We start from the raw sequence: 16,630 nt of genomic DNA, 5'->3' as shown, positions 1-16,630 counted from the left end.
CCGGACCGACGACGCTCCGCAAGAACCACTCTCCACGAACCAAGGAGTCCCCTGTGGCACTGATCGAGGCTGTAGGCGCGCGCGAGATCCTCGACTCGCGCGGTAACCCGACCGTCGAAGTGGAGGTGCTCCTCGACGACGGAATCGTCCAGCGGGCGGCCGTCCCCTCCGGTGCGTCGACCGGCGCATTCGAGGCGTACGAGCTGCGTGACGGCGACAAGAGCCGCTACGGCGGCAAGGGCGTGCTCAAGGCCGTCGCGGCCGTCATCGACGAGCTCGGGCCCGCGATCGAGGGTGTGGATGCCAGCGAGCAGCGCATCATCGACGAGATCCTGATCGAGGTCGACGGCACCGACAACAAGGCGCGCGTCGGCGCGAACGCGATCCTCGGCGTCTCGCTCGCCGTCGCGAAGGCCGCGGCCGACTCGTCCGACCTGCCGCTCTTCCGCTACCTCGGCGGTCCGAATGCGCACGTCCTGCCCGTGCCGCTGTTCAACGTCATCAACGGCGGCGAGCACGCCGACAACGGCATCGACTTCCAGGAGTACTTCCTCGCGCCCATCGGCGCGGACACGTACTCCGAGTCCCTGCGCTGGGGCACCGAGATCTACCACGTCCTCAAGGGCGAGCTGAAGGCCGCGGGCTTCAACACGGCGCTGGGCGATGAGGGCGGCTTCGCCCCCGACCTCCCCAGCAACCGCGAGGGCCTGGACTTCCTCATCCAGGCGATCGAGAAGGCCGGCTTCAAGCCGGGTGAAGAGATCGCGGTGGGACTGGATGTCGCGGCCACCGAGTTCTTCAAGGACGGCGTGTACACGGTCGAGGGCAACGCCTGGTCGGCCGAGAAGCTGACGGACTACTTCGCCGACCTCGTCGCGAACTACCCGATCGTCACGATCGAGGATGCGCTGGCCGAGGACGACTGGGACGCCTGGAAGGACCTCACCGACAAGATCGGCTCGAAGGTGCAGCTCGTCGGCGACGACCTGTTCGTCACCAACCCCGAGCGTCTGCAGAAGGGCATCGACCTCGGCGTCGGCAACGCGCTGCTGGTCAAGGTCAACCAGATCGGCACGCTGTCCGAGACGCTGGATGCGATCGCGCTCGCCACCCAGAACGGCTACCGCTCGATGCTGTCGCACCGTTCGGGCGAGACCGAGGACACCACGATCGCCGACCTCGCGGTCGCCGTCAACGCGGGTCAGATTAAGACCGGCGCGCCCGCCCGCAGCGAGCGCGTCGCGAAATACAATCAGCTTCTGCGCATCGAAGAGGAGCTCGGCGACGCCGCGGTCTTCGCGGGCCGCGGAGCGTTCCCGCGCTTCAAGAAGTAGATCTTTCGACGAGAGGGGGAGCCGTGGCGAAGACGACGGCTCCCCCTTCTCGTGCCCGCCGCACGGCGCAGCGACCCGCGCGGCGCCGTCTCGACGTGCGCGAGTGGCTCGGCGGCATCCGTCTCTCGGGCTTCATGGTCATCATGATGGGCCTCGTCGTGCTCGCGGCCTTCGTGCTCGTGCCGACGATCGGCACCTACCTCGGTCAGCGCCAGCAGATCGCGGCGCTCGAGCAGGCCGTCGAGCTGAGCAAGGAGCAGGTCGTGGCCCTCGAGGCCGAGCGGGAGCGCTGGAAGGACCCGGCCTTCATCACGACGCAGGCGCGCGAGCGCCTGTACTACGTCAAGCCGGGTGAGGTCGTCTACCTCGTCGACAACGACCTGCCGCTCGAGGACATCCCGCAGGAGCGGGCGACGGTGAGCGAAGACGTCGAGCAGACGCGGACCGACTGGATGTCGCAGTTCGTACGGTCGGTCACCGAAGCGGGCCTCGCGCAGACGGTCAAGGCCCCGACGATCGGCGTGCCCGACCCGACGCCCACTTCGACCCCCTGACCGCCAGGCGTCGCCCAGGTGCCGCCCGGTAGCCTGGACGCGTGCCGACTCCGCCCTACGCCCCTGCGACCGAGCGCGACCTCGAGGTGCTGCGCGCACAGCTCGGACGCCCCTCGCGCGGCGTCGTCGGCATCGCGGCACGCTGCGTGTGCGGCAACCCCACGGTGGTCGCGACCGCACCGCGACTGCCCGACGGCACGCCGTTCCCCACGTTCTACTACCTCACCCACCCCGCCGCGACGGCGGCGATGTCGACGCTCGAGGCCGGCCAGGTCATGCGCGACCTCAACGAGGAGCTCGCCGCGGATGAAGACCTCCGCGCGGCGTACGCCCGCGCCCACGTGGCCTACCTCGCCGACCGCGCTCCTTACGGCGACGTCGCCGAGATCGACGGCATCTCGGCGGGCGGCATGCCGACGCGAGTCAAGTGCCTGCACGCCGTGCTCGGGCACACGCTCGCGGCCGGCCCCGGTGTGAATCCGATCGGCGACCGCGCGCTCGCACTGTCGTCGTGGTCGCCCGAGCGCTGCGTGTGCGCCGAGCCGGGGCCGGGCGGATGATCCGCCGCGCCGCGCTCGCGGGCACGGCCCTCACGCTCGCGCTCCTGGTCGGAGCGGCTCCCGCGGCGACTGCCGCGCCGATCCCCGACCCCGCAGTCCCGGTGACGACGGACACCGACCCTGTGCGGGCCGAGCAGTACTGGCTCGACGACTACGGCATCCGCACCGCATGGCAGACGACCCGCGGCGCCGGCGTCCGCATCGCGATCATCGACACGGGCATCGCGCGCGGTCCCGTGGAGTTCTCGGGCGCCGTCGCCGCGGGAACGGACGTCTCGGGCGCCGGCACGCCCGACGGTCGCACCCCCGTGGGCGCCGTCGACTCGAACCACGGCAGCTGGGTGGGCTCGCTCGCCGCGGGCCGCGGCACGGGGCCGGACACCGGCATGATCGGCGTCGCGCCCGATGCGGAGCTGCTGTCGATCTCGGTCGGCTTCGGCTCGTCGGCGACCGTGCCCTTCACGGAGCAGATCGCCGAAGCCGTGCGCTGGGCGGTCGACAACGATGCCGACATCATCAACATGTCGCTCACCACGAACGTGCCCGATTGGGACCAGAGCTGGGACGACGCCTTCCTCTACGCCTACGAGAACGACGTCGTGGTCATCGTCGCGGCCGGCAACCGCGCGAGCGGCACGACCCGTGTCGGGGCCCCCGCGACGATTCCGGGAGTCCTGACCGTGGGCGGAGTCGATCCGTCCGGGCGCGCGAGCATCGACGCGTCGACGCAGGGCATCACGATCGGCGTCTCGGCGCCGAGCGAGCAGCTCCTCGGGGTCTCGGCCGACGGGCGGCTGGTCCGGTGGGACGGCACGAGCGGCGCCGCGCCGATCGTGGCCGGCATCGCCGCACTCGTGCGGTCGGCGCATCCCGACCTCGACGCGAACAACGTGATCAACCGTCTCATCAAGACCGCGAAGCCCACGCCCGCCATGAAGGCGACACCCGACCTGCTCTACGGGTACGGATTGGTGGATGCCGCGGCCGCCGTCTCGACGACCGTCCCCGCCGTGACGTCCAACCCCATGGGCAGTCTCGAAGAGTGGATCCGGCTCTACCGCCGCGCGGACTCGGGTCCGGCGCCCGAGCAGACGTCGGCACCCGTCGTGGTCGACCCCCTGCCCGCAGCTGAGGCGGCACCGCTCCCGGCATCCCCCCTTCTGCCGTCACGGGACACCCTGCTGTACGGCACCCTGCCGCTCCTGATGCTCACGGTCACGGCTATACTGGTGGCGCTCGGCGTCACTGCTGCTGTCCGACGCATCCGATCGGCGACGAGAACGCCGAGCCGCTGACACGTAGGAGTACTCCGAACCGTGACGAACACCGTCCCCAAGATCCTCATCGTCGGTGGTGGCTACGCAGGCTTCTATACCGCGTGGAAGCTCGAGAAGCACCTCCGCAAGGGCGAAGCCGACGTCATGATCGTCGATCCGCTGCCGTACATGACCTACCAGCCCTTCCTCCCCGAGGTCGCGGCCGGCTCGATCGAGGCACGTCATTCCGTCGTCGCTCTCCGTCGCCACCTCAAGCGGACGACGGTCGTCGCCGCCAAGGTGACCGGGATCAATCACGCCACCAAGACGGCGACGATCACGCCGATCGCCGGCGAGCCGTACCAGCAGGAATACGACCAGATCGTCGTCACCGCGGGCGCCGTCTCGCGCACCTTCCCGATCCCCGGCATCGCCGACAATGCGATCGGTCTCAAGACGATCGAAGAGGCGGTCGCGATCCGCGACAAGCTCATGTCGAATTTCGACAAGGCATCCATGCTCCCGGCAGGTCCCGAGCGCGACCGGCTGCTCACGGTCGTGGTGGTCGGCGGCGGTTTCGCGGGCATCGAGGTGTTCGCAGAGCTGCGCTCGCTGGCCTCGTCGCTCATCAAGCACTACCCGACCATCACGTTCGACGACACGCACTTCCACCTCATCGAGGCGATGGGCCGCATCATGCCCGAGGTGTCGCTCAAGACGAGCGAGTGGGTGCTCAAGAGCCTCGCCCAGCGCGGTGCGTTCGTGCACCTCGACACGCAGCTCACGAGCGCGGTCGACGGCATCGTCGAGCTCTCGACGGGCGAGAGCATCCCCACCGATCTGATCGTGTGGACCGCGGGCGTCATGGCCAACCCGACCGTCGTGCGCGGCGGTGATCTCCCCGTCGAGGAACGTGGGCGCATCCGCACACGGGCCGACCTCCGTGTCGGCAGCGAAGACGAGATCGTCGAGGGCGCGTGGGCAGCCGGTGACGTCTCGGCGGTTCCCGACCTCTCGGGTGGTGGGGTCGGCGGGTACTGCGTGCCCAACGCGCAGCACGCCGTGCGCCAGGCGAAGCTCCTCGCGAAGAACCTCGTCGCGGTCCTGCGTGGTGAGCTGCCCCGCGAGTACTTCCACAAGAACATGGGTGCCGTCGCGGGCCTCGGCCTGTACAGCGGTGTCTTCCAGTCCGGCAACTTCGCGATGAAGGGTCTCATCGCGTGGTTCGCCCACCGCGGCTACCACGGCCTCGCGATGCCGTCGTGGGAGCGCAAGTGGCGCGTGCTGTGGGGCTGGTGGCACAACTTCTGGCTCGGCCGCGACCTGGTCAACCTCGAGGCGGTGCAGAACCCCCGCTACGTCTTCGAGGAGTTCGCCGCGCGCCCGCGTCCGGCCGCGCCCGCGATCGACCCCAAGAGCGTCGTGGGCGAGAAGGCACCGGTCGCCGGTGCCGACGCGAAGAAGCCCGCGAAGGTCGGCTGAGCCGCTTCACGCTAGCCTGGGCCCGGGTGTCGACGTCTGTCGACCCCGGGCCTTCGGCTTCCCTGGCCCCCGTAGCCCAATGGCAGAGGCAGGCGACTTAAAATCGCTTCAGTCCGGGTTCGAGTCCCGGCGGGGGTACGTCACGTCTTCGATCCTCCGCCCGCGGTCGTAGGCTGGTGCGCATGTGCTTCCCCCCGAAGATGCGCGCATGAGCCTCGACCTGCTGTCGTCCGCCCCGGCAACGGAGCCGTGGAACGATCCGGCGTCTTACTGGCAGGCGATGACGGATGCTGTGGCATCCGTTCCCGGTCCCGTCGGCGTCATCAACCTCGCAGCCCTGCGCCACAACGCCCTCGACATGCTCGTGCGCGCGGGAGGCGTGCCGATCCGCGTCGCGAGCAAGTCCGTCCGCGTGCGCGAGGTGATCGATGCGACGCTCGCCCTGCCAGGCTACGCCGGCATCCTCGCCTTCACGCTCCCCGAGGCCCTGTGGCTCGCTCAGACGCACGATGACGTCGTCCTGGGGTATCCGACCGCCGACCGCGCGGCGATCGCGCAGCTGGCCGCCGACGAGGCGCTCGCGGCGCGTGTGACCCTCATGGTCGACGACCTCGCGCAGCTCGACCTCGTCGACGCTGTGGCACCGGCATCCACCCGCCCGCCGATCCGCCTCGCGATCGACGCCGACGCCTCCTGGCGCGCCCCGGCCCTGGGACACATCGGCGTGCACCGTTCGCCCGTGCACGAGCCGGGAGAGGTCGCGAGCCTCGCGCGGGCGATCGCAGAGCGCCCCGGGTTCACGCTCGTGGGCCTCATGATGTACGAAGCCCAGATCGCCGGGCAGGGGGATGCCACGGGATCGGGGGATGCCGTCATCCGATGGATGCAGCGCCGCTCCGGCCACGAGCTGCTCGAGCGCCGCACGGCGATCGTCGCAGCGCTCCGCGATATCGCGCCGCTGGAGTTCGTCAACGGCGGCGGGACCGGATCGCTCGAGTACACGGCATCCGACCTCTCCGTCACCGAGCTGACGGCCGGCAGCGGTCTGCTCGCCGGGCACCTCTTCGACGGCTATCGCGTCTTCGATCTCGCGCCCGCCGCGGCGTTCGCGCTCGACGTCGTCCGCAAGCCGCAGGCCGACATCGCGACGGTCCTGGGCGGCGGCTGGATCGCCTCCGGCCCGCCCGTGGCATCCCGACAGCCCCTGCCGACATGGCCCGCAGGGCTCAAGACCAACGGACGCGAAGGCGCGGGCGAGGTGCAGACTCCGCTGCAGGGCGAGTCGGCACGGGGTCTGGCCGTGGGCGACCGCGTGTGGTTCCGGCACTCGAAGTCGGGCGAGCTCGCGGAGCGCATCGACCGGTACCTGTTGATCGACGGCGATCGCATCGTCGCAGAACTGCCCACCTATCGGGGCGAAGGGAAGGCCTTCCTATGACGCGGCCCGGCGGCGTGTGGGAGAACTGGGGCAGGTCGGAGCGCATCCGTCCACAGCTCGTCGAGTTTCCGAGGACGGTCCAAGCCGTGCAGCGCGCCGTGACGGCGGCTACGAAGCGCGGGATGCCCGTCAAGGCCGTGGGGGCCGGTCACAGCTTCACCGGCATCGCGGTGGCGCCCGGATTGCTCCTGGACCTCACCGATCTCACCGGGATCGTGGAGGTCGATCGCGATCGCCGGCGCGTCACGCTGCTGGCCGGCACCCGCCTGCACCAGGTGCCGGCGCTGCTCGCGCCGTACGGACTCGCGATGCAGAACCTCGGCGACATCGACCGGCAGTCGATCTCGGGCGCGATCTCGACGGGAACGCACGGCACGGGCGCGCGGTTCGGTGGCATCGCGACGCAGGTGGTCGGCGCCCGCCTCGTGACGGCCGCCGGCGAGCTGCTCACGGTGAGCGACGACGAGAACGCCGACCTGCTGCCGGCCGTCGCGCTCGGACTCGGCGCGCTCGGCATCCTCGTCGAGGTCACGCTCCAATGCGTGCCGGCGTTCCTCCTGCACGCGGTCGAGAAGCCCGTGGCGCTGACGGAGCTGCTGCCCTCGCTCGACGACTGGGCCGCGGCATCCGATCATTTCGAGTACTACTGGTTCCCGCACACCGACGTCGGACTCACGAAGGCCGACATGCGCCTGCCCGAGAGCGACGTGCGGCATCCGCTGCCCGCGGTCGGGAAGTGGATCGACGAGACCCTGCTCGCGAACGGCGTGTACCGCGTCGCGTGCGGTGCGGCCACCGTCGTCCCGAGGATCGTGCCGTCGTTCTCGCGACTCGCGGTGAAGCTCACGGGCGATCGCGAGTACACGGACCGCTCGACGAAGGTGCTCACGCAGAGCCGCACCGTGCGGTTCCGCGAGATGGAGTATGCCGTCCCCGCCGAGAACGTGCGGCCCGCGTTCGACGCCCTGCGCACGCTCATCGACGAGCGGGGCTGGAAGATCTCATTCCCCGTCGAGGTGCGCTTCGCGGCCGCGGACGACCTGTGGATGTCGACGGCGCATGGCCGGGCATCCGGCTACATCGCCGTCCACCGCTACTGGCGCGAGGACCCGACGGAGTACTTCGAGGCCGTCGAAGCGATCATGCTGGCGTCCGGCGGGCGCCCGCATTGGGGCAAGATGCACACGTTGGATGCCGCGGCCCTCCGCGAGCGGTACCCGCGGTTCGACGACTTCACGGCGCTGCGCGATCGGCTCGATCCCGATCGGATGTTCCGCAACGCGTATCTCGATCGCGTCCTCGGTGAGTAGGGGCTGAGAGTAAACCTCTTATCTCACTGAGGGTGTGCCGCGGTAAGTAGGATGAGGGCACAAACCCCTCGAACGGAGTCCTGCGCTATGTGGGAATGGCTGATCCCGGTCCTGATCGTCGTCGCGATCATCATCATCGGCGGCATCTATCTGTGGGCGACGTACAACTCCCTCGTCGCGCTCAACGTGCGCGTCGACGAGGCGTGGAGCGACATCACGGTCCAGCTCAAGCGCCGCGCCGACCTCTTGCCCAACCTCATCGAGGCGGTCAAGGGGTATGCCGCGCACGAGAAGGCGGTCTTCGAGAACGTCACCCGCGCGCGCGCCGAGACGCTGACGGCCGGGGGACCGGCGGAAGCGGGCGTCGCCGAGGGGCATATGCAGCAAGCGCTCAAGTCGCTGTTCGCCGTCGCCGAGGCGTACCCGCAGCTGCAGGCCAGCCAGAACTTCCTGCAGCTGCAGCAGTCGATCGTCGACACCGAGGACAAGATCCAGGCATCCCGACGGTTCTACAACGGCGGCGTCCGCGAGCTGAACACCAAGATCAAGGTCTTCCCCAACAACCTGTTCGCGCGCAATCTCGGCTTCCACGAGCGTGAGTTCTTCGAGGTCGTCGACGGCGCCGCGATCTCGGAGCCGCCGAGAGTCCAGTTCTGACGATGGATGTCGGGTCCGAGCGCTAGCCTCGGACGGTGGTCGTCCAGCTCTCCCGAGACGAAGCGCGCCGGATCGCCGTGCGCGCACAGCTGCTGAGCGCCGAGCGCCCGACGAGCATCGTCGAGACGCTCTACGGGTTGACCGTCGTGAACATCGAACCGACAGCCGCGATCATGCCGAGCGCCGACCACATCCTGTGGTCGCGGCTCGGCTGGCCGTATCAGCCGGCGGATCTGAAGCAGGCGGTCGAAGTCGATCGCGACGTCTTCGAGTGGGGTGGGTTCTACCGCCTCATGTCCGACCTGCCGCTCCTGCGCCACGAGATGGCCCAGCGTCCGGCGTACGCCGAAGCACGTGAGTGGCTCGCCGCGAACGCCGTGTTCCGGGCCGAGGTGATGGAGCGACTGCGTTCCGAAGGGCCGCTCCACGCGGCCGACGTGCCCGACACCGCGCAGGTGTCGTGGCGCTCGTCGGGGTGGACGAACAACCGCAACTCGTCGCAGATGCTCGAGATCCTCGTCACGACGGGCGATGTCGCCGTGTCGCGCCGCGACGCGAAAGGACGCCTGTTCGACCTCGCCGAGCGGGTGTACCCGAGCGATCTGGCCGACGTGTCGTTCGACGCGGCCGCTCGCGAACGAACCGAAAGACGGCTCGCCGCCTTCGGTATCGCGCGCGCGAAGGGGATCAAGCAGCCGTTCGAGCCGGTCGACGTCGGCACGATCGGCGAGGCGGCGGTCGTCGACGGCGTCGAAGGGGAATGGAGAGTGGATGCCGCAGCCCTCGCATCCATCGACTCCTTCACGCCGCGTACCGCGCTGATCTCGCCCTTCGATCGCCTCGTCTTCGACCGGGATCGGCTGCTCGATCTGTTCGACTACGAATACCTGCTCGAGATGTACAAGCCCGCCGCGAAGCGGCGGTGGGGGTACTTCGCGCTGCCGATCCTGCACAGCGACCGATTCGTCGGAAAGCTCGACGCGAAGGCTGACCGCAAGGCGGGGGTGCTGAACGTGCACGCCGTGCACGAGGACCTGCCGTTCTCGGCCGAGGTCGCCGCCGCGGTCGACGGTGAGATCCGAGAGCTCGCGCGATGGCTCGGACTCGAGGTGAAGGGCCTCGCGGTGCAGTAGCGCCGCGCGTCAGCCGACGGACAGGGTCATCGTGTCGCCCGTGAACGTCACGGTGCCCCGCAGCGCCCAGTCGTCGGCGCGATACGTGAAGGTTCCCGCCGAGCCGTCGCGTTTCGTCCCTGTGGCCGTCGCCACGAGCACTCCGCCGGTCGCGGCGAACGCGCGCGCGTCCGGAGCGAGAGCGAGCACCGGTGCCGAGTCGACGCGGAAGGCGAGGCTGTCGAGCGTCGCGAGGTCGGCGGCCCACGGCACGCGGATGCCGCAGTGCTCGGGTACCGCGGTCGCGGTCTTCGTGCAGTCGGCGATGTAGCCGCCGAGCTGTTCCTCGATGGTCGCCAGCGCGTCGGGGGAGACGGATGCCTCGACCGCCGCCGTGGCGGGCTCGGCGTTCGTGAGCGCGACAGTGGTCGAGCCTTCGACGAGATCCGACGGTGCGGCCGCCACGGTGTACACGGCGGGCAGCAGCGAGACGCGACCCGCCGGCATGAGCACGTCGCCCACCCGTACGGAGTCGCCGATCGTCGTCGCCGTGTCAAGAAGCGCCAGGTAGTCCCCGTTCAGCACGAAGCGGCCGGACTCATCGGCCGCGAGAATGAAGAACACGACCCCCGGCTCGCCGTCGATCACGACGTCGGCGCGGACCCCTCCGTCGTCGCCGACGTCGTCGAACTCGTATGTCTCGATGTACGAATCCGCTCCCTCGAACGCCGCCGCGATCTCGTCGAAGCCGCCGGGCGGTTCGTTCAGCAACCCGCGGATCGTCTCGGCATCGCCCTCCGAGAGTGCCCTCAGGTAGGTCTCGGCCGTCTGCTCGGCCGTCGGCGGGCGGCTGAGCAGCCACCATCCGACACCCGCAGCAGCGACGAGCGCCACCGCACCCGCCGCGATCCCGATGACGGCTCCGCGCTTCACCCCTTCACGCTAGCCGGACGGCTCATCCGCGGCGAGTGCGACCGGCTCCGGCGCTGCGGACTCGTGGCGAAGCGCGCCCGGCAGCTCAGCGGCGAGGTCGCCGACCGCGTCGCCCCACGACGAGATCGAGATCGTCTCGAGGCCCTGCCATGCGGCCGCGCTGCGCAGTTCGCCCGCGAGGTGCGCCGCGGCATCGGCCGGCCTGCCGTGTTCCCACCACGCCGACTGCACCAGCAGACGCGAGGTCGCGCGGTCGGCCTTGAGATCGACGCGCCCCACGATGTCGTCGCCGACCAGGACGGGCAGCGAGTAGTACCCGTAGCGGCGCTTGGGCGCGGGTGTGTAGATCTCGATGCGGTACTCGAAGTCGAAGAGCCGCTCGGCGCGATCGCGGAACCAGACGACGGGATCGAAGGGCGTGAGGATCGCGGCCGCGTCGACACGGCGGGGGATCGCCGCATCCGTGTGCAGCCACGCTCTGGCCGGCCGACCCGCGACCTGCCACCCTTCGACGGTCACGGGCTCGAGCTCGCCCGCGTCGACGAGGTCGGAGACGGCGGCCATGATGGCGGGACGGTCGCGGATGCGCCAGTAATCGGCCAGGTCCGCGGCCGTCGCGACGCCGTACGCGCGCGCCGCACGACGAACGAGTTCGCGGATCGCATCGGCGCGCGGGACGGGGGCTGCGAGGACGGATGCAGGGATCACCTGCTCGGCGAGGCCGTAGACCCGCTCGAACCCGCGCCGACCGGCGATGGCGACCTCGCCGAACCACCAGAGGTACTCGAGCGCGTTCTTGACGGCATCCCAGTTCCACCACTCGCCGCCCGTGCCCCGAGGGATGTCGTACTCGATCTGCGCGGGGCGCAGCGGCCCGCGCTCGGCGAGTTCGGCGCGGACCCAGTCGATCACGGCCCGATGCGCGTCGAACCACTCGCGCGTGCCGTGCTTCGCGCGGATCTCGTCCATGCGGAACCGGAACAGCCCCCAGTCCGTGGCGGGGATGAAGGCGGCGACGTGCGCCCAGTACTCGACGTAGGGCGCCTTGCGCGCGAACAGCAGGCGGTCGAGCGCCGCCGTGTCGTACGCGCCGAGTCGCGAGAACAACGGCATGTAGTGGGATCGCGAGAAGACGTTGACCGAGTCGATCTGCAGCGTGGCCATGCGCGCGAGCTCGAGATTGAACTGACGCGTGCCCGGCCGAGCGGGGCGGTCGCGCGCGAATCCCTGTGCGGCGAGGGCGATGCGCCGCGCCTGGGCCCTCGAGAGCGTGGATGGCCGTGGCATGCGCGCCAGCCTAGTCACGCGCTCCGACAACGGATCGGCCGCTCCTCGCGGAGAGAACGACCATATGACCGGCTCGGAATGCTCCGACTCTAGACTGGCGTGATGAGCGGCTCCGACGAAAAGCCCCGCGGCTCGCTGTTCGACGCCCTGCGCGATCGCAGCCGTGTCGTGTCGTCCGATCTCGCCGGTTCGATTCCGCACGGACTCCGCGTCGCGGCCGCGTACTCGTGGCGTCTCATCGCGATCGCGATCGCCGCCGGGGTCATCGTCTGGCTCGTCATCCAGCTCAAGCTCCTGGTCATCCCGCTGCTTCTCGGCATCCTGATCTCCGCCCTCCTGTGGCCCGCCTTCAGCTGGATGCTGCGACACCGCGTGCCCAAGTGGCTCGCGATCGTCATCGCGGTCGTCGGCACCCTCGCGATCGTGTCCGGTCTGCTCTGGCTCGTCATCTGGCAGGTGACGCGTCAGTGGTCATCGGTGCAGGAGAGCACGGTGCAGGCCGTCGATCGGCTCCGCGACTATCTGATCGCAGGCCCGCTCCACCTGACAGAGGAGCAGATCGACGGCTATCTCGACCAGGCGTGGACCCTGATCCAGGAGCAGGCGGAGCTGCTGTGGTCGGGCGCGCTCGCCTTGGGCACGACGCTCGCGCACGTCGCGACCGGTGCCGTCCTGACGCTGTTCATCCTGCTGTGCCTGCTCGCGGACGGCGCGGGCATCTGGAAGTGGACGACCCGGATCTTCCCGAAGCGCGCCCGCCCCGCGGTCGACGGTGCTGGGCGCGCGGGCTGGGTCACAGTCGTCAACTATGCGCGCACGCAGCTGCTGGTCGCGACGATCGACGCCGTCGGCATCGGCCTCGGCGCCTTCTTCCTCGGTGTGCCGCTCGCGATCCCCGTCGCCGTGCTCGTCTTCCTGGGCGCGTTCGTGCCCATCGTCGGCGCCGTCGTCACCGGCGCGATCGCCGTCTTCCTCGCGCTGGTCTACAACGGCCCTCTGGTCGCGCTGCTGATGCTCGTCGTCGTTCTCGGCGTGCAGCAGCTCGAAGGGCACGTGCTGCAGCCGCTCCTCATGGGATCGGCCGTCAAGGTGCATCCCCTCGCGATCGTCCTCGTCGTCGCCGGCGGCGCCATGATCGCCGGCATCCCCGGTGCCCTCTTCGCCGTGCCGCTGGCCGCGTTCGTGAACGTCGTCGCGGTGTACCTGAGCGAACGCGGCTGGGAGTCCGGCGCGCCACCCCCGCAGGGCGATCTCATCTGGACCACCGTGCCGCGTCAGAGAAGGACCCCCGCGTGACCTCGCAGACCCACCCCTCGAGCCTCGTGCCGACACTCGCCGCGTTCGAGGATGCCGCATCCGTGCTCCGCGGCGTCATCTCGCGCACCCCCGTCGACCAATCGCAGCACCTGTCCGAACTGCTCGGTGTGCCCGTGCACCTCAAGCTCGAGAACCTGCAGCGCACGGGATCCTTCAAGATCCGCGGGGCCACCTACCGGCTCTCGCGGCTCACCCCGGAAGAGCGCGCGCGCGGCGTCGTGGCGGCGTCCGCCGGCAACCACGCGCAGGGCGTCTCGCTCGCGGCGCAGGAACTCGGCATCCCGGCGACGATCTTCATGCCCCTCGGGGTCCCCGTGCCGAAGCTCCTCGCGACGCGGGGCTACGGCGCCGACGTCGTGCTCGAGGGGGCCACGGTCGAGACGCCGCTGCGGCTCGCGGCGGAGTTCGCCGAACGCACGGGAGCCGTGCTCATCCATCCCTTCGACCACGCCGACATCATCGCGGGGCAGGGCACGCTCGGCCTCGAGCTGTACGACGAGGTGCCCGATCTCGAGACGGTCGTGCTCGGAATCGGCGGCGGGGGGCTCATCGCGGGCGTCGCGGCGGCTCTCAAGGCCCGCGCCGCGGCGGAGGGCCGCCGCATCCGGATCATCGGCGTCCAGGCCGAGAACTCGGCCGCGTATCCGTCATCGCTCGCGGCCGGGCGCCCGCTCGAGGTCGCGACGAAGCCGACGATCGCCGACGGCATCGCGGTCGCGCGGCCCGGCGACCTGCCGTTCGAGATCATCCGCGAACTCGTCGACGACGTCGTGACGGTGTCGGACGACGACATCGCGCGCGCTCTGCTCATGCTCCTGGAGCGCGCGAAGCAGGTCGTCGAACCCGCGGGTGCCGTGGGCGTCGCCGCGATCCTCGCGGGGAAGGTGGATGCCGCGGGCCCCACCGTCAGCGTGCTGTCGGGCGGCAACATCGACCCTCTGCTGCTGCAGCGCGTCGTCGCTCACGGGCTCTCGGCATCCGGCCGCTACATGTCGCTGCAGATTCCGCTGCCCGATCGTCCGGGCCAGCTCGCACGCGTGTCGGAGCTGCTCGCTCAGGCGGGTGCGAACGTCATCGAGGTGCTGCACACGCGGCATGGGCAGGGCCTGCAGATCAGCGAGGTCATCCTGCAGCTGAGCGTCGAGACCCGCGGCGAAGAGCATCGTGCTCACGTCATCGCGACACTCGAGGCCGCCGGCTATGCGCCGACCGTCATGCCGGATTGATCACTGCCCGTTGTACGTCTCGACCTTGACGATCTCGACCGCGATCTCGCGACCGTTGGGGGCGGTGTAGGACGTCTTCTCGCCCTCCTTGAGGCCGAGGATCGCGGCGCCCACGGGCGACGCTTCGCTGTAGACATCGAGCTCCGACCCCACCGCGATCTCGCGATTGCCGAGCAGGAAGCGCTCCTCGCCGCCGGCGACGACGGCCGTGATGACGGTGCCCGACTCGACCACGCCGTGGCTCTCGGGCGCTTCGCTGACCGTCGCGGTCTTGAGCAGGTGCTGCAGGGTGCGGATGCGGGCCTCCTGCTTGCCCTGTTCGTCCTTGGCCGCGTGGTAGCCGCCGTTCTCCTTGAGGTCGCCCTCTTCGCGGGCGGCTTCGATGCGCTTCGCGATCTCTTCGCGGCCGGTCGTCGAAAGGTGCTCGAGCTCGGCGACGAGACGGTCGAAGGCATCCTGAGTGAGGAAGGTCACCGGGGCATCGCTGGACACGTCGATCTCCTTGGTTCGGGGGCGGTACGGCGAACGCCCCGGGCTCCTGCCGGGGCGTCACTGCGGGCCAGACTACGTCACCCAGCAGTTGTTGACAAAACCCGTCACGGCGACGGCGGTCACAGGCAGCGTCGCGCGGTAGGCCCTGCCGTGGGCTTCGGAGGCCTCGAACTCCACGACTTTCCAGCCGACGGTGCCGTGCTCGGCGTCCTGCGCTTCCACGGCGCACGCCACGCCGCGGCCGGGCGGTGAGGTGAACTGGAACGTGACCTCGACCGTGCGGTCGTCGACCAGCCGGAAGCCCGTCGTGTCGGCGTCGACGGCGGATGCGGACGACGCGACCGTCATCCATGCGACGACGACCGCGGCGACGATGCCGAGGGCGATCCCGATCCACAAGCCCCAGCGGCGTCCGCGCGTACGGGTGCGTCCGTACCGCTCGTCGAGCATCTGCTGAGTGGTCATGGGCGTCCGTCTGCGGGGATCGGGAAGATTAGGCTGGAGTTCCAGGCTATGCGCTTTCGGCGCGGAAGAAGGAACCCATGCACGACGCGCTCTTCGCGGGCCTCCAGACGCCGTCGCCCACGGGGCCGGCCGTCGATCCGGACCTCGTCACGCCGGGTTTCTGGGGCTTCGCGTTCATCATCTTCATCGCGCTCGCCGTGATCGTGCTCGTGTGGGACATGCTCCGCCGCATTCGCCGTGGGCGCGTGCGCGCCGACATCCGCGAGGAGCTCCTCGCGGAGCAGCAGGCGGCGGATGCCGTGCGGGCGAGCGACGTCGACGACCAGGACGTCGATCCGCAGGACGACCCCGATCGCAGGGCCTGAATCAGCCCGGCAAACCGAGCGACGGACTCACGGGCTGGAGCGCGATGAGCAGACACGCTGTCCAGTGGCAGAGGAAGGCGAGCACCGTGCACACGTGGAAGATCTCGTGGAATCCGAAGTGCCCGGGCCACGGGTTGGGCTTCTTGAGCGCGTAGACGATCGCGCCGCCCGTGTACAGCAGTCCGCCGACGATGACGAGGATCACCATCGCGATGTTCGCCGCGAACAGCTGCGGCATGTACATCACGGCGGCCCAGCCGAGGGCCAGGTAGAGCGCGACGTAGAGCCAGCGCGGGGCGTTGATCCAGAAGACGCGGAAGAGGATGCCGAGGATCGCGCCCGACCATACGACGATCAGCAGGATCGTGCCCTGCTCGGGGGGGAGTGCGAGCGTCGCGAGCGGAGTGTAGGTGCCCGCGATCAGCAGCAGGATGTTGGCGTGGTCGATGCGCTTGAGCACCGCTTTGGTCGTCGGACCCCAGTTGAAGCGGTGGTAGACGGCGGAGTTCCCGAAGAGGAGGAGCGAGGATGCCATGAACACGGCCGCGGCCCACTTCGCCGGCGCGCCGTCCGAGAGCACGATCAGCACGACGCCGGCCGCGATCGCGACCGGGAAGATCGCGGCGTGGATCCAGCCCCGCCACGTGGGTTTGATCTCGGGGGCGGCCGCATCGGCGGCGGCGACCTCCATGAGCGGCAGCACAGGGACCTCGGGGGCCTGGGGGACGCGAGTGCGGCGGCTCATGTCCCCAAGGGTAGGCCCATCCCCATGCCGCGGAGCGTACATACCGAGTCTCACACTCGATGGCACTGAGTACCACCGCGCAGGAACGACGCGGGAA

The 16,630-nt window shown here is 69.8% G+C and carries 17 protein-coding genes and 1 tRNA gene; 13 read left to right on the top strand and 5 right to left on the bottom strand.

Annotation, left to right across the window (positions count from 1 at the left end):
- Nucleotides 1-53: 53 nt before the first annotated feature.
- The 10 genes from eno to MA876_RS15010 all read left to right on the top strand — a co-directional run bounded on the left by eno (nucleotide 54) and on the right by MA876_RS15010 (nucleotide 9,724).
- Nucleotides 54-1,334, top strand: coding sequence for a phosphopyruvate hydratase (gene eno, locus MA876_RS15055; RefSeq protein WP_248151267.1), 1,281 nt, complete (start codon nucleotides 54-56; stop codon nucleotides 1,332-1,334).
- Between the two features lie 23 nt (nucleotides 1,335-1,357).
- Nucleotides 1,358-1,888, top strand: coding sequence for an FtsB family cell division protein (locus MA876_RS15050; RefSeq protein WP_248151265.1), 531 nt, complete (start codon nucleotides 1,358-1,360; stop codon nucleotides 1,886-1,888).
- 41 nt (nucleotides 1,889-1,929) lie between these two features.
- Nucleotides 1,930-2,448 (top strand): DUF501 domain-containing protein, encoded by a 519-nt coding sequence (locus MA876_RS15045; protein WP_248151262.1) that lies wholly within the window; start codon nucleotides 1,930-1,932, stop codon nucleotides 2,446-2,448.
- On the top strand, nucleotides 2,445-3,743 hold the full coding sequence (locus tag MA876_RS15040; RefSeq protein WP_248151261.1) for a S8 family serine peptidase: 1,299 nt from the start codon (nucleotides 2,445-2,447) through the stop codon (nucleotides 3,741-3,743). The genes MA876_RS15045 and MA876_RS15040 overlap by 4 nt, the downstream gene beginning before the upstream one ends.
- 21 nt (nucleotides 3,744-3,764) lie before the next feature.
- Nucleotides 3,765-5,186, top strand: coding sequence for an NAD(P)/FAD-dependent oxidoreductase (locus MA876_RS15035; RefSeq protein ID WP_248151260.1), 1,422 nt, complete (start codon nucleotides 3,765-3,767; stop codon nucleotides 5,184-5,186).
- 65 nt (nucleotides 5,187-5,251) lie between these two features.
- Nucleotides 5,252-5,324: transfer RNA gene (locus MA876_RS15030), tRNA-Leu, on the top strand.
- 70 nt (nucleotides 5,325-5,394) lie between these two features.
- Nucleotides 5,395-6,624, top strand: a complete 1,230-nt coding sequence (locus MA876_RS15025; protein ID WP_248151259.1) for an alanine racemase — start codon at nucleotides 5,395-5,397, stop codon at nucleotides 6,622-6,624.
- On the top strand, nucleotides 6,621-7,934 hold the full coding sequence (locus MA876_RS15020) for a D-arabinono-1,4-lactone oxidase (RefSeq protein WP_248151258.1): 1,314 nt from the start codon (nucleotides 6,621-6,623) through the stop codon (nucleotides 7,932-7,934). Before MA876_RS15025 ends, MA876_RS15020 begins: the two co-directional genes overlap by 4 nt.
- A gap of 87 nt (nucleotides 7,935-8,021) precedes the next feature.
- On the top strand, nucleotides 8,022-8,591 hold the full coding sequence (locus tag MA876_RS15015) for a LemA family protein (RefSeq protein WP_248151256.1): 570 nt from the start codon (nucleotides 8,022-8,024) through the stop codon (nucleotides 8,589-8,591).
- 35 nt (nucleotides 8,592-8,626) lie between these two features.
- Nucleotides 8,627-9,724 (top strand): DNA glycosylase AlkZ-like family protein, encoded by a 1,098-nt coding sequence (locus tag MA876_RS15010; protein ID WP_248151253.1) that lies wholly within the window; start codon nucleotides 8,627-8,629, stop codon nucleotides 9,722-9,724.
- Nucleotides 9,725-9,733: 9 nt separating this feature from the next.
- On the opposite strand, the gene MA876_RS15005 is transcribed toward MA876_RS15010, so the two are convergent.
- Entirely contained in the window at nucleotides 9,734-10,636 is a 903-nt protein-coding gene (locus MA876_RS15005) for a hypothetical protein (RefSeq protein ID WP_248151250.1), read from the bottom strand.
- Nucleotides 10,637-10,645: 9 nt separating this feature from the next.
- Nucleotides 10,646-11,923, bottom strand: a complete 1,278-nt coding sequence (locus tag MA876_RS15000; protein ID WP_248151248.1) for a winged helix-turn-helix domain-containing protein — start codon at nucleotides 11,921-11,923, stop codon at nucleotides 10,646-10,648.
- Nucleotides 11,924-12,025: 102 nt separating this feature from the next.
- Here MA876_RS15000 and MA876_RS14995 point away from each other — a divergent pair, with 102 nt between their 5' ends.
- Entirely contained in the window at nucleotides 12,026-13,219 is a 1,194-nt protein-coding gene (locus tag MA876_RS14995; RefSeq protein ID WP_248151245.1) for an AI-2E family transporter, read from the top strand.
- A complete protein-coding gene (ilvA, locus tag MA876_RS14990; RefSeq protein WP_248151243.1) occupies nucleotides 13,216-14,466 on the top strand; it encodes a threonine ammonia-lyase in 1,251 nt (416 codons plus the stop codon). The genes MA876_RS14995 and ilvA overlap by 4 nt, the downstream gene beginning before the upstream one ends.
- Here ilvA and greA read toward each other — a convergent pair whose 3' ends face one another.
- Entirely contained in the window at nucleotides 14,467-14,958 is a 492-nt protein-coding gene (greA, locus tag MA876_RS14985) for a transcription elongation factor GreA (RefSeq protein WP_248151240.1), read from the bottom strand.
- Between the two features lie 72 nt (nucleotides 14,959-15,030).
- Complete coding sequence (locus MA876_RS14980; protein WP_248151237.1) at nucleotides 15,031-15,423, bottom strand: DUF4307 domain-containing protein; 393 nt, start codon at nucleotides 15,421-15,423, stop codon at nucleotides 15,031-15,033.
- Between the two features lie 77 nt (nucleotides 15,424-15,500).
- On the opposite strand from MA876_RS14980, the gene MA876_RS14975 reads away from it, so the two are divergent.
- On the top strand, nucleotides 15,501-15,788 hold the full coding sequence (locus MA876_RS14975; RefSeq protein WP_248151235.1) for a hypothetical protein: 288 nt from the start codon (nucleotides 15,501-15,503) through the stop codon (nucleotides 15,786-15,788).
- A gap of 1 nt (nucleotide 15,789) precedes the next feature.
- On the opposite strand, the gene trhA is transcribed toward MA876_RS14975, so the two are convergent.
- Nucleotides 15,790-16,533: a PAQR family membrane homeostasis protein TrhA gene (gene trhA, locus MA876_RS14970; RefSeq protein ID WP_248151232.1), complete on the bottom strand. Its 744-nt coding sequence runs from the start codon at nucleotides 16,531-16,533 to the stop codon at nucleotides 15,790-15,792.
- Nucleotides 16,534-16,630 lie beyond the last annotated feature (97 nt).

It is taken from the genome of Microbacterium aoyamense, assembly GCF_023155855.1.
Taxonomy (GTDB): Bacteria; Actinomycetota; Actinomycetes; order Actinomycetales; family Microbacteriaceae; genus Microbacterium; species Microbacterium aoyamense.
This window is presented reverse-complemented; position numbering and strand designations above follow the sequence as displayed.

Bases quoted from the DNA above. Each gene is read 5' to 3' on its own strand.
- MA876_RS15040 (WP_248151261.1), top strand. From the start codon at position 2,445: ATGATCCGCCGCGCCGCGCTCGCGGGCACGGCCCTCACGCTCGCGCTC.
- MA876_RS15025 (WP_248151259.1), top strand. From the start codon at position 5,395: ATGAGCCTCGACCTGCTGTCGTCCGCCCCGGCAACGGAGCCGTGGAAC.
- MA876_RS15020 (WP_248151258.1), top strand. From the start codon at position 6,621: ATGACGCGGCCCGGCGGCGTGTGGGAGAACTGGGGCAGGTCGGAGCGC.
- MA876_RS15015 (WP_248151256.1), top strand. From the start codon at position 8,022: ATGTGGGAATGGCTGATCCCGGTCCTGATCGTCGTCGCGATCATCATC.
- MA876_RS15000 (WP_248151248.1), bottom strand. From the start codon at position 11,923: ATGCCACGGCCATCCACGCTCTCGAGGGCCCAGGCGCGGCGCATCGCC.
- MA876_RS14995 (WP_248151245.1), top strand. From the start codon at position 12,026: ATGAGCGGCTCCGACGAAAAGCCCCGCGGCTCGCTGTTCGACGCCCTG.
- MA876_RS14980 (WP_248151237.1), bottom strand. From the start codon at position 15,423: ATGACCACTCAGCAGATGCTCGACGAGCGGTACGGACGCACCCGTACG.
- MA876_RS14975 (WP_248151235.1), top strand. From the start codon at position 15,501: ATGCACGACGCGCTCTTCGCGGGCCTCCAGACGCCGTCGCCCACGGGG.
- trhA (WP_248151232.1), bottom strand. From the start codon at position 16,533: ATGAGCCGCCGCACTCGCGTCCCCCAGGCCCCCGAGGTCCCTGTGCTG.